Here is a 12,720-nt window from a genome sequence, read left to right on the forward strand (position 1 = left end):
GAAAAAGTGGTGATTTTATTATCATTGAGTAGTGCTTACTTTGATTAGTGGAAAGCTGATTGGCTAAAGTTACTTCCTATTTATGCAAGCTTCTTGTATTTAATCAAGTTAAAATTAGTTCGGCATATTGTAAAAGATATGCTGAACTTTTTGGTTTGAAAAGCTTGAAATTATCATTTCATTAAAGGAAATGTGAGATATAGTTTCGATATTTATAACGGAGCTGTTAGGAAGCTGCAGGAGGACAACTACTATGCCTTTGGACTGAGGCATAGCGCAACGGCGGGTACGAACAACTATCTGTACAATGGCAAGGAGCTGCAGGATGAACTTGGAGCTTATGATTACGGAGCAAGGTTCTATGACCCGGTTGTGGGGAGGTGGAATGTGATTGATCCGTTAGCAGAGATTAGTAGAAGGTTTAGTCCTTATGTATATGGGAATAATAATCCGATACGTTTTATTGATCCAAATGGGATGTCAGCGACGGACAAATATATGCCTATGCATTGGGCATCTTCATCTCCTCCTGATTGGGTCAAGAGTGGGAATACATGGGTCTGGAGAGAAGATATAACTAGTGCAGAACAAGCAAAAGAACAAGGGTTTGATGATTATAGGGCGCCAGGCTCTATCTTAAGCAATGCTAAAATAGGTACAAATGGAGCTACAGGTGCAGTGCGACTAGGGGACAATGCATCAGACGTTTCTTATATTGTAACGAGTAACTCTGAAAAACAAGAGCCCGGCTTTTTTGATAAATTAGCTGGTTGGCTTAGCAGTTTTCAATCGAAGGATGCTTCTGTTGGGGAGGGAATGCATATGTTTAATAATAATAACCTTGGAGGTGGGGACCCAGATGCTCACCTTAGACCAAATTCTATAGGAGAAAAGACTTACTTAGGAGATATTTCATGGCTTTTAAGTTATGGCGGACAAATAAGAACAAACAATTCAGGATATAATAAATGGAATCCCTTTGAGCCATATGACGCATTTGAAAATGTAAGAGATGTTACAACAAAAATTGCAGAAAATATAAAAATTAATGAACCTAGAATGTATGTAGATCCAATAAAAAAGGATACGGTAACTAATACTGAAGCTATAAGAAGACAAATTAAAAGATACGGTTCTGAAAATTGGAGTAGTTGGACACAGTTAGGTAGGGGTGAATATAAGTATTAACATATAAAAATGAAAGGCAAATACATTTTTGGTGCATGTACCATTATTTTGATGATAGTTTTTTTCAGCTTGTACATAGATGAAATTAGTAATTTATTCTATAAGACATTCCAGTTGAGTGGTAAATATGTTCGTTACAACAAGAAAGGGCAAATCCATGGCGAAGCAATTGCATATGTAAATGGAAAAATGTATGTCAAGGAGAATTTTGCCAACGGAGTAAAACAAGGATGGTCTTATGAATATTATGAAAATAAGATGCTAAAACGTAAGACACAGTTTGCTAATGGGAAGGCTCATGGACAAGAATTTCTTTTTGATGAGAAGGGTAGAATACTTGAATCAAGAAATTATCTCATGAATAAACCGTATGGGAATTGGTTTAAATATGATACTTTAGGCAATCTAACTTCATACGCTTTAGTCGATATTTCACAAAATATTATTTTTTCTTCTAAAGTTGATAAATTAGGTGAACTAAAGGATATGCATGGTTTTGTTGTAAGTTCTAATTTTTACTCATTCGACGCTGATAAAAACATTATTAACTTAATTAAAGATACAAGCTCATTAAAGAAAGGAATTAAAGATCTTTTTATCACGGTAGTCAATGTGCCAAATGATAAATTATTATTAAATGTAAATATTAATGGTTATAAATATGTTTTTGATAATATTAAAAGTAATACCGTAAAAATCCCAAACATCTTTAAAGCACCCGGTGATTATCATATTTTCTTGAAAAGTAAATTGGTTAATAAAAGGAATCAAATAGTAAATGGAATTGATATAGATGAAAAAATTGTAATAAATTAAATTCCAACCTCATCTAATGTAAGTGCCTCGCATGACCGAGTTAAAATAAGTTCAGCATATTGTAAAAGGTATGCTGAACTTTTTTGTTTGAAAAGCATTGAAATTATTATTTCATTAAAGGAAATGTGAGATATTTTTCGATATTTATAACGGAGCGGTTAGGAAGCTGCAGGAGGATAACTATCCACGTTTGGTTGTTGTTTTCAATGGCGTGAATGAGCTCGCAAGCTCGGTTACTATGCCTTTGGACTGAGGCATAGCGCAACGGCGGGTACGAACAATTACCTGTACAACGGCAAGGAACTACAGGACGAGCTGGGAGCTTATGACTACGGGGCAAGGTTCTATGATCCGGTTATTGGGCGGTGGAACAGTGTGGATCCAAAAGCTGAACTGGGAAGAAGATATTCACCTTATAATTATGTGTTCAACAACCCAATAAGATTAATTGATCCAGATGGCATGTGGCCAATTGATCCATTTGCAGCATTCAAGCTTGGCTGGGGTATTATGTCTAATAAAATGCAGAAAATTATGAGGCATGCAGGCAATACTGCACTGAAAATGGAAAAACCTCGAAAAACAACTACTGGTCAAGATGTTATGGGCATAGGATCTGGAGTAAACCTAGCTAGTGATAATGGGAAGAATAAGATTTCTAAATTAGAGGTGGAGTTTAAAACAGCCGCTAATACGGAGACTGGGTGGACAACTACAGCTTCAGCTGGGGGTGGATTTAAGAATTTATTTGAGGGTCAATTTTCAGTAAAAGTATCAGAGGGTCCTTTAAATGAAACTAAGGTTGAAAGTAAATTTGAGTTTAAAAATGGAGAAGACGCGATGAAAAACCAAAAGCCAAGTGAAGAAAAAGTTATACAGGGAGAAGGTATAAATTTAGCAGGTAACCCAAAAGAATTTATGCGGTCACTAAATGACGCTATAGATGGTGCTACAAAATATATTAAAGCAGAAATAGAGCAGTTAAAGACCGGGATGAATGGGGGAAAGAAAAATAATTAATTATGAAAAAACTCAATATAATAATAAGTGCCTATTTAATAATTACAGGCTTAGTTGGTATTATAAATTTGCTAGACATATTAACTAAGACTGATCACTATAATTTATTGGTTTTATTGTCAATTGTTTTTTTATGCCTTTCAATAAGCATTACTATATTAAATAATTTCTTCATCCTTAAAAGATTAAATAATATACCAAAAAAAAGTTTTTTAACTAATTTTATAATATGCTCTTTACAGGTCTTTAGTTTGTCCCTTAACGGTTTTCAGTTTAAATTTAATCAAGGAATTGAAGCAACTATTTATACAAACATTGGGAGTATTGGAAATTTCAATATTGGCGCATACTTTAATAATTTTAATCTTGCACTAAAAATCGAATTTTTAAATGTTGATTCTACTAGTATAGAAGTTAATATTTTAGCTCTTTTACTAACTGTGTTCTACTACATACAAATTCATAATAGTAATAGAAGGATCTCTTAATCAACGTATGCATTTTAGCATAAATATCTTTTAAGCGATATAATCAAAGGTTCAGCATATTGAAAAGGTATGCTGAACTTTTGTTTTTGAAAAGCATTGAAATTATATTTCATTAAAAGGAAATGTGAGATATAGTTTCGATATTTATAACGGTGCGGTTAGGAAGCTGCAGGAGGATAATTATTCACGTTTAGTTGTTGTCTTCAATGGCGTGAATGAGCTCGCAAGCTCGGTTACTATGCCTTTGGACTGAGGCATAGCGCAACGGCGGGTACGAACAGCTATCTCTACAACGGCAAGGAACTTCAGGACGAACTTGGGCAGTACGATTATTCATTAGTTATATATTTTTAAAGGTATTCATGAGCTCGGCTATGCCTCGGTTACGGGGCAAGATCCTATGATCCGGTGATAGGTAGGTGGAACAGTGTGGATCCGTTGGCGGAGAAGGGAAGACGATATTCCCCTTATAATTATGTGTTCAACAACCCTATAAGGTTTATTGATCCAGATGGGATGTGGCCAGATTGGAGTGGTTTAGTCAAACAGGCAAAGAATTATGTTATTAACAAAACAGTTCAAGTGGCTGCAGCTATTGTAAAAAATACAGCAACCTATATTAAAAACAAGTCTGTTGAATTTGTACGTTCTGCAAAAGTTGAAGCTAAGTCGGAGGCCACCTTATCATTAGGGGCCCAAGTTGCAGCTAAAATTGATAAAACTGCAGGCGGGAGTCTTAACGTTGCAAGTGTTGATATAACGAAAATCAAGATAGGATTTGAAGTTTCAGCAACGGGGGTTAAGAATACTTCATCTATAACAAATGTCATGGATGGGGGGAATTTTGACGTTCGATCAAGTGCATCAATTAATGCATCAATACCTGTAAGTGAAGCGACTGTTATTGGTACTGGTTATGACATAGAGAATACCGCGGCATTTAATGTTAAAAACAACAAAATTAATTATGTTGGGAACAACCTTTCAATGTCGAAAGGTATTTCTTTAAACTCTGTGAACGCTAGTGCAGGTGTAGAATTTGACAAGGCCAAAGGAGAAGATGCAAAAGAATACCTTAAATTAGGTCTTTCTAATGGGGGAGAAGTTGCTGCAGGCTTTGGTATTAGGTGGAGTTCTGGCGTTGAAGTTAAAATGCCTATTAATAGAAAATAGAAATGAAAAATTATATAGTAGTAGTATGGCTGGCATGCCTCTTTACTTCATGTCAACAAAATAATGAGACTTATCTTTATAAACACTCACTTTTTCAGATTGAAGTACCTAAAGGATGGTTAGAAGAGGAATCAACAAAGTCAATGCTTTTCGGTGCAAATGAAAATGCTAAAGAAAAGATCCTATCTGCAAACTATCATGTAATTATAATAGAACCTGAAAAGAATTTATATTCTGGAGTAAAACAGAATAGTGAAAGAAATTGTCTTAGGGGTGTATGTAAGAGTACATTACTAAAAAAAAGAAAAATTAATAATCAACCGTGCTATGAGGTTTGCCAGGACATAATTATTAATAATCAAAGATTGATAATTAGGCAGTATTACTTTGAAGGCAAAGACATAGTTTATCGACTATCCTTTGTTCATCTAAAGAGTGATGGTGAAAAAACGAACAAACTATTCAATAAGATTGTAAATTCCTTTATTTTCAAAATCTAGATAATATGTAAATTTGCTATTAACATTTACAATTCTTTCAATGCAAACAATCCCTTTTAATCTCTGTAGGCTTTGACTCTCAACGTCTACAGATTTGTAGTTTTGATGAATGGATTGCCCACTTTGAAATCCTCTAACAAAGGTGTCATCTTCGATGAATTTTGGTTTTTCAATTTGTTTAATAGCAATGACTTTGTAGCCCAGTGAATTGAATTTCTTGATAATTGTATTTTTGTTTTTTTCTTTAATATAATAATTTGAGAAAATGAAGTAACATAAAAAGAAAATAAAGCAAAAAATAATAAATAGAATAGCAATAATCATTTTGGTTTAGATTAGTTAATACAAACTAATAACGAAAAAAAAAATGATATATCCATCTTTGTATGTAGATTAACGTCAAGAAATTAAATGTTGAAATGAAATAATTCTGCTATTAACTAATTTACTCTTAGGGGAGGGGTAACGGTTCAGGATAAAAAGAATTAAAATGAAAAAATATATTTCTAAACTTATGTTGCTGTCGTTTCTTTTCCATATGGGCTGCAGTAATGAACCAAAGAAAAATAATGTTAAACAATTTAAAAGCGAACTGAACTGTAATCCAATACAAAACAACATTATTTGCATACCAAAGGAATGGAAAGTTATAAAACAGTCTGAACTGTTTTTCTTTGCCGCCCCCGAGAGTGATTATAAGTATACATTCTTTACGGTTGGAAAATATAATCTACGCTCGCACCAGGCTTCGAAGCGCAGCTTGGCTCTACCTTCAGCGCTTCCATTGCCGTGGGTATGCTCCAGCGGACGGAATATACTTATAATGAGCGTGGCTGGCTGAAAAGTAGCACCAGCGATCAGTTCAAGATGCAGCTCGATTACCAGGACGGCACCCATCTACAGTTCAACGGCAACATTTCCAACCAGCGCTGGGGAAGTTCTCTAAGCAACGTGTTCACCTACCAATATGATAAACTCAACAGGCTTGTGAATGGGACGAGCACAGGCGTACTAATGTCTGAGGTACTTACCTACGATATGATGGGCAACATTACCAGCATGGACCGTGACAATTTCGGTCCAATGGCTTACACCTATAAGAACGGCAACAACAGCAGCCAGTTGGATGCCGTTGCCGGGCTGACCACCACCAGTTATAGCTATGATGCCAATGGCAATGCCACAACCGATGGTAGGAATGGAGTTACACTGGCCTACAACCACTTGAATCTGTCGATAACGGCAACAAGAGAAGGTGTAGCTCCGCTTAGTCTTGCCTATGCCTATGATGCAACCGGAAAAAAATTAAGGAAGGTGAGCAATACAACTGGGACTACTGACTATTTAGATGGTATCCAGTACCAGGACGGCTCGATAGAGTTCATCCAGACAGAGGAGGGCAGGGCAGTGAACAATAGCGGCATCTATGTTTACGAATATAACCTGACCGATCATTTGGGCAACGTAAGGTATACCTTTAACCAACACCCTACAACTGGGGTAGTGCAAATGCTGCAAACAGATGATTATTATGCATTTGGAAAAAGATTTGGAAGCGGTGGTACAAATAAATATCTTTATAATGGCAAGGAGTTGCAAGATGAGCTGGGGCAGTATGACTATGGGGCAAGATTCTATGATGCAGCTGTTGGAAGGTGGAACGTGGTTGATCCACTTGCGGAGCTACATTTTGGCATTTCATCATATCAATATGTACTCAATAATCCAATTAATTTTATTGATCCTTTTGGTTTAGATACGCTGAAGTCTAGTCAAATTGTGCCACCTCAACCTGGGGTAAGACAGTTAGATTCTGATAAAGATGTTATTCTATTAGATAATGTTGTAACAATTACATATATTAAACCACTAACAGCTAAATTAGATAATTTAGCTTACCGTGCGCCAATGATGGCTCAGTATGACGATAAGCGGCATGATAGAGATAATTCTATAGTCAAGTATATGCAAGCTGTTAATAAACCTTTTGAAATCGGTAATGAACTTAATCCCAACAGGTTTAAGTTTTCGGGGCCAGTATCTAATGTTCTAGATGGTTTGGATGTATTGAATTCCAAGAGTAAGGACGAGGCCATTGAAAAAGTTACAGGGATAGCTCTTGAAAGAGCAGTAGAAAGAATGTTGGGAAGCAATACTCTAACAACGGCAGTAGTTTTAGTTAATGATTATCATACTAAAACAGTTAGAGGTAGTGCCGAAATGGCAAAAACTTGGCATTTAAATGCAATGAGAAATTTGGCATTATATAACCAAACAAAAAATGAAATGTACTATAAGTATTATTTAAGAGATATGAATATGTTTAGGTCTGCATCCCAAACTTTTTTAAAAAATTATAATGAAGCAAAAAAATAATTCAATTAAATTTGTGGTTTTGATACTATCTACACTCTTTTCTTGTGTATATAAAAATAATGGACCTGATGCGGGCGAAAACGTTGTTAAAACCTTAGATAGTCTGTCCCAATCTTTTAATAGGGATACCTTAAGTATTGCTGTGGCAAAGCTTGATAGTGTGCTGTCTTATGATGAAAACAAAAAATATGGGCACTATTATTATAAACGAGGTTATTGTCATACTGTATTGGGTAATTATGAGAAAGCGATAAAGGATCTCGTGGTGTCGCAGAAAATGGGATATAATACTAATAAAAGTAGTGAATTAATAGAGTACAATAAGGGCTTACTGGATAATGAAAGGAAATATGCGCCCTATCATTGATATAATTATTTCCTGGAATGTTTTTTCTTTGTTTGTAATAGAACGGATTTGGAGTAAGGATGCTTCCGAAAGTAGGAAAATAACTGTAAGTTTAACTTTGTTACTTATAACAGGCTTTTCTTTCCACGTTTTAATTTCAGAGATATGGAAGCCTTATAATTGGAAAGCTGCTTTCTTTTTAATATACTTTGTCCAGATTTTTCTATCAATAATATTTAGGAAAAAAATCTCTAACAATGTAGTCAATTTCCACAAAGGAACTTTTAAGAACTATTTTTGGATATATATAGTTTATTTGGCTGCTACATTATTGCTATTCATTTATTATGTTTATTCCTATTAGACTGTAATTAATATTTCCATCTAGCGCAAGCATCACAGCTTGTGATTGGGGTAAATAATTGTTACTGTCGTCCTAAAATAGGTTTACATTAAAGGATATATAAAAAGTTCAGCATAGTTTTATGCTGAACTTTTTGTTTTATAGGATTTGATAATCTTACCACGGCACTTATAATCTTATCCTAATTAAAAATTTCTTCCAAACCCTAATTTTAAGCAGAATTCGTCAAATTTCTTCTTTTTTAAGAGCGAAAAATGTCAATTTTCAATTTCAAATATCAGCCCAAAATGATAGTTCATCATGAGATTCGTATCGTTCGTCACCCGAAAATGGCAGTTGGCAAAAATATTTCATCAATGCTATATTAAGAGATAACTTGAACAGTAATTTTTAAGTTTTATTCACTCTTTAATATTCATAAAATGATTTCCTTATTAAAAAATAGAAAAATAACCTATACTTTATTGGTCTGCCTATTAAGCCTTAAAGCTTTTTCTCAAACTAATACTTTTCCACCCAGTGGCAATGTAGGTATTGGTACATCTGCTCCCACAATGAAGCTAGATATTGTTGGATGGATGAAATTGGGGGATACCCAGAGTTTCAACTACTTTGGACAAGATGCGGCCGGTGGTTTTATTGAACAGGTTGGTAGCACTTCAGCTACCAGTAAATTGCGGATTCAAACTTCGAAAAATGGTGATGGAAGCAATTACGCTTATATTTCTATCGACCCAATGAATGGAATTTCTTTTAATCACTTGGGCAATGGGAATTCTAATGTTGGAATCGGAACTGCCACACCCAATGAAAAGCTCTCCGTCAATGGTAAAATACGTGCTCATGAAATTAAAGTAGAAACTGCCAATTGGCCAGACTATGTTTTTGAGGATGACTATAAAATAGCTTCGCTAACCGAGCTTGAAAAGTACATCAAAGAAAATAAACATTTACCAGAAATGCCGTCGGCCAAAGTGGTAGAAGCAAATGGTGTTGAACTAGGTGAAATGAATAAGCTTTTGCTAAAAAAGGTGGAAGAGCTAACACTACACCTTATAAAATTAAATGAAAGGATAGAGGAGTTGGAGAAAAACAATCAAAAAGCTAAAACGAATTAAAAGATTATCAACTTCTACAGATTAGTTTACAGTATTATAAAATATCTAGCCTCGGCTTGTGCTAAGGTTAAACAAAAGTTCAGCATATCAAACTATGCTGAACTTTTTGTTATATAGGATTTGAAAAATCTTATCGTAATAACTCATAACTTTTAATCTTATCCTAATCAAAGATTTCTTCCAAAACCTACTTTTAAGCAGAATTCGTCAAATTTCTTCTTTTTTAGGAGCGAAAAGCGTCAATTTTCAATTTCAAATATCAGCCCAAAACGATAGTTCATCATGAGATTCGTATCGTTCGTCACCCGAAAATGGCAGTTGGCAAAAATATTTCATCAATGCTATATTAAGAGATAACTTGAACAGTACTTTTTAAGTTTTATTCACTCTTTACTATTCATAAAATGATTTCCTTATTAAAAAATAGAAAAATAACCTATACTTTATTGGTCTGCTTATTAAGCCTTAAAGCTTTTTCTCAAACGAATACTTTTCCAGCTAGTGGTAATGTAGGTATTGGAACTACTAATCCTGGGCAAAAATTAGATGTCTTAGGCAATATCTCTGCCAGTGCAGGCTCAAATGAGGGGCCATCATTAATATTAGACAATTCATGGAAAGTGGCCCCTGATGTTGCCTTTCGCTGGGCATTATATAATATGACTGGCCATTATGGCAATTCTCTCCAATTTTGGAGTTATAATCAAGCCGGTACTGTTTATGGGGCAAGGTTAACCTTATCAGATAATGGGAATGTTGGTGTTGGAACTAATCCAACAGAAAAACTTACAGTTGACGGGAATGTTAAACTTACGAATAGGGGATTAGGTTATCAGATTCTTAATGCTTCCTTATCAGAAACCAATGGAGGGGCATCAACCATATTGGGAAATAATGTAATGGCTGGTAGCACCAGTAATACGATAAAGAGAATATCCAATCCAGCTGATGCTGGCTCGTTTGTTTCTTTAAATTATAATCATGGAATTACATTCCATGCAGGAGTTACTGAGGGATTAAATGTTGATGTTCCAGTTGAGGGTAGTGAGAAGATGCGAATTACACAAGTTGGAAATGTTGGAATTGGAACTACCACACCCAATGAAAAGCTCTCCGTTAATGGCAAAATCCGTGCTCACGAAATCAAGGTAGAAACTGCGAATTGGCCAGACTATGTTTTTGAAGATGATTATAAAATAGCTTCGCTAACCGAGCTTGAAAAATACATCAAACAAAATAAACACTTACCAGAAATGCCGTCGGCCAAAGAAGTAGAGGCTAATGGTGTGGAATTAGGGGAGATGGTAAAACTACAACAAAAAAAGATCGAGGAGCTTACTTTACACTTGATTAATAAGGATAAGGAATTGCAAACTTCTGATAAAAGATTACAAAATGTAGAAGCTAGGCAAAAAGAGTTAGAAGCCTTATTGAAAAAATTAATTGAAAATAAATAATCAATTCTATGAAAAAAATTAATCTATTATTTCCACTAATGATGATTTCGCTTGCTGGCTTTGCTCAAACCTTAGCAGAAACTCAACAGCAAAACGCAAGGGCTACGGGATATGCTATTGTAGCATCAAGAAATCCGGGAAAGAATATATCTATAATCGTAATTCCATGGGATGGAACCAATACCTTAGAGTATAATGCTAATAACCAATTAAATAGCGGCTGGCATGCTCAAGCGGCAATAAAAGGTAACTATTTTGATCAGGCTTTTGATGGCAATAACTTTACGGCTTATAGTTCAGTAGTATTAAATCAGGCTGATTTCGATTTGTATAAACATACTGGTACTCAATGGTGGATTGTCTGTTCACCTGTAATCCCTCCCTTTAGCAATTCTGGAATAACCATTTCAGACGATCAAAATGTTGGAATCGGAACTACAACGCCAAAAGAAAAACTATCTGTTAATGGTAAAATCCGCGCTCATGAAATTAAGGTAGAAACTGCCAATTGGCCAGACTATGTTTTTGAAGATGACTATAAAATAGCTTCGCTAACCGAGATCGAAAAATACATCAAACAAAATAAACACTTACCAGAAATGCCCTCGGCAAAAGAAGTTGAGGCTAATGGCCTGCAGTTAGGGGAGATGAATAAGTTGTTATTGAAAAAAGTAGAGGAACTTACTTTACACCTTATTCAAAAAGATAAGGATTTATTAGAGACTAAAAAACTAATGGAAAAAACGAAAACTGATTTAACAGAGAAACTAACATTGCAAGAGGCAAGGCTTCTTAAAATTGAAAATCTTATCAAATAATAAACTACATCTCTAAAACTAATCTTTATGAAATTATCTCTTTCCTTAATTATAATCATACTCATAGGTAACACTGTTGCTGCACAACAATCTGAGCTCAATTTTACACATCAGACAACTAATTTTTCTACTACACCTCCTCGTTCTGCTATAAACCCAATGTCAATAAAACTATGGGATAATTATGGAAATGGGGGGCCAACTACTTATGGAACAATTCTAGAAATCTATGGGCGGTCCTCTCATCAAACCAGTCAATTGTACTTTGGGGGTTGGGATGATTCTAAGATTAGATATAGAGAGGCGTTTTATGGAGAAAGTACATGGTCTAACTGGATTACAATGCTTGACTCAAAGAATAATGTTGAGTCTGCAGGACGATTGATGGTAAGTGGAATTGGCAATCATTTTATAAATGGCGGCAACGTAGGTATTGGAACTGCCACACCTAATGAAAAGCTCTCCGTTAATGGCAAAATCCGTGCTCACGAAATCAAGGTAGAAACTGCCAATTGGCCAGACTATGTTTTTGAAGACGACTATAATATAACCTCGTTAACCGAGCTTGAAAAATACATCAAAGAAAATAAGCACTTACCAGAAATGCCGTCGGCAAAAGAGGCAGAGGCTAATGGTGTTGAACTAGGTGAAATGAATAAGTTGTTATTGAAAAAAGTAGAAGAATTAACACTTTTACTCATCGATCAAAATAAAAAGAATGATAAGCAAGATGAGACAATAAATAAACTAATTAAAGAATTAAATGGTATAAAAAAGCTCAAATAAAGTTTCTCTTAACTTATTTTTTTGGGCTAACAGCCTCAATGATTTTAAGTTTTAACTGAATGTCAGTTTCAGTACTATGTCAGTCTGAGCTTGCCGAAGACCATTGCCACGATCTGTAGTAATTTGTTAACAGGTTCTTAAATTTTCGAAAAACAAAGTCAGTATTTCATAGCAAATCAAGCCCCGCTATTCATTTCAATCTTTTACCCCTAAATCCCTAAAGAAAACTTGGTAAAAGTATTTACATTTCTATCGGGTTTAAAAACAAAG

Annotated in this window: 12 protein-coding genes and 2 pseudogenes; 13 read left to right on the forward strand and 1 reads right to left on the reverse strand. The window is 34.9% G+C overall.

Annotated features, from left to right (window positions below; all coding sequences use genetic code 11):
* Positions 1–192: 192 nt before the first annotated feature.
* The 6 genes and pseudogenes from FA048_RS20150 to FA048_RS18665 all read left to right on the forward strand — a co-directional run bounded on the left by FA048_RS20150 (position 193) and on the right by FA048_RS18665 (position 5,185).
* Positions 193–1,188, forward strand: coding sequence for an RHS repeat-associated core domain-containing protein (locus FA048_RS20150; RefSeq protein WP_394347501.1), 996 nt, complete (start codon positions 193–195; stop codon positions 1,186–1,188).
* A gap of 9 nt (positions 1,189–1,197) precedes the next feature.
* On the forward strand, positions 1,198–2,004 hold the full coding sequence (locus tag FA048_RS18645) for a toxin-antitoxin system YwqK family antitoxin (protein WP_136843997.1): 807 nt from the start codon (positions 1,198–1,200) through the stop codon (positions 2,002–2,004).
* A 234-nt stretch (positions 2,005–2,238) separates the two neighbouring features.
* A pseudogene (locus tag FA048_RS19970) lies at positions 2,239–2,481 on the forward strand (RHS repeat-associated core domain-containing protein); the annotation flags it as partial.
* 545 nt (positions 2,482–3,026) lie between these two features.
* Positions 3,027–3,512: a hypothetical protein gene (locus FA048_RS18655; RefSeq protein WP_136844000.1), complete on the forward strand. Its 486-nt coding sequence runs from the start codon at positions 3,027–3,029 to the stop codon at positions 3,510–3,512.
* A gap of 234 nt (positions 3,513–3,746) precedes the next feature.
* Positions 3,747–4,037, forward strand: a pseudogene (locus tag FA048_RS19975) (RHS repeat-associated core domain-containing protein); the annotation flags it as partial.
* A gap of 650 nt (positions 4,038–4,687) precedes the next feature.
* A complete protein-coding gene (locus FA048_RS18665; RefSeq protein ID WP_136844002.1) occupies positions 4,688–5,185 on the forward strand; it encodes a PsbP-related protein in 498 nt (165 codons plus the stop codon).
* On the opposite strand, the gene FA048_RS18670 is transcribed toward FA048_RS18665, so the two are convergent.
* Positions 5,144–5,509 (reverse strand): hypothetical protein, encoded by a 366-nt coding sequence (locus FA048_RS18670; RefSeq protein ID WP_136844004.1) that lies wholly within the window; start codon positions 5,507–5,509, stop codon positions 5,144–5,146. The genes FA048_RS18665 and FA048_RS18670 overlap by 42 nt on opposite strands.
* Before the next feature lie 166 nt (positions 5,510–5,675).
* Here FA048_RS18670 and FA048_RS18675 point away from each other — a divergent pair, with 166 nt between their 5' ends.
* The 7 genes from FA048_RS18675 (at position 5,676) to FA048_RS18705 (ending at position 12,450) form a co-directional block, all read left to right on the forward strand.
* Positions 5,676–6,026: a hypothetical protein gene (locus FA048_RS18675; protein ID WP_136844006.1), complete on the forward strand. Its 351-nt coding sequence runs from the start codon at positions 5,676–5,678 to the stop codon at positions 6,024–6,026.
* Positions 5,981–7,561 (forward strand): RHS repeat domain-containing protein, encoded by a 1,581-nt coding sequence (locus FA048_RS18680; RefSeq protein WP_136844008.1) that lies wholly within the window; start codon positions 5,981–5,983, stop codon positions 7,559–7,561. Before FA048_RS18675 ends, FA048_RS18680 begins: the two co-directional genes overlap by 46 nt.
* The gene (locus FA048_RS18685; RefSeq protein WP_136844010.1) at positions 7,545–7,928 is read left to right on the forward strand and encodes a hypothetical protein; all 384 of its coding nucleotides are present in this window, start codon (positions 7,545–7,547) and stop codon (positions 7,926–7,928) included. Before FA048_RS18680 ends, FA048_RS18685 begins: the two co-directional genes overlap by 17 nt.
* Before the next feature lie 765 nt (positions 7,929–8,693).
* Positions 8,694–9,389, forward strand: a complete 696-nt coding sequence (locus FA048_RS18690; protein WP_136844012.1) for a hypothetical protein — start codon at positions 8,694–8,696, stop codon at positions 9,387–9,389.
* A 404-nt stretch (positions 9,390–9,793) separates the two neighbouring features.
* Positions 9,794–10,846, forward strand: a complete 1,053-nt coding sequence (locus tag FA048_RS19855) for a hypothetical protein (RefSeq protein ID WP_205943527.1) — start codon at positions 9,794–9,796, stop codon at positions 10,844–10,846.
* 8 nt (positions 10,847–10,854) lie between these two features.
* Positions 10,855–11,664 (forward strand): hypothetical protein, encoded by an 810-nt coding sequence (locus FA048_RS18700; protein ID WP_136844014.1) that lies wholly within the window; start codon positions 10,855–10,857, stop codon positions 11,662–11,664.
* Positions 11,665–11,691: 27 nt separating this feature from the next.
* Positions 11,692–12,450, forward strand: coding sequence for a hypothetical protein (locus FA048_RS18705; protein WP_136844016.1), 759 nt, complete (start codon positions 11,692–11,694; stop codon positions 12,448–12,450).
* The last annotated feature ends 270 nt before the right edge of the window (positions 12,451–12,720 follow it).

Origin of the sequence: Pedobacter polaris, assembly GCF_005116505.1 — a bacterium.
GTDB classification, from domain to species: domain Bacteria; phylum Bacteroidota; class Bacteroidia; order Sphingobacteriales; family Sphingobacteriaceae; genus Pedobacter; species Pedobacter polaris.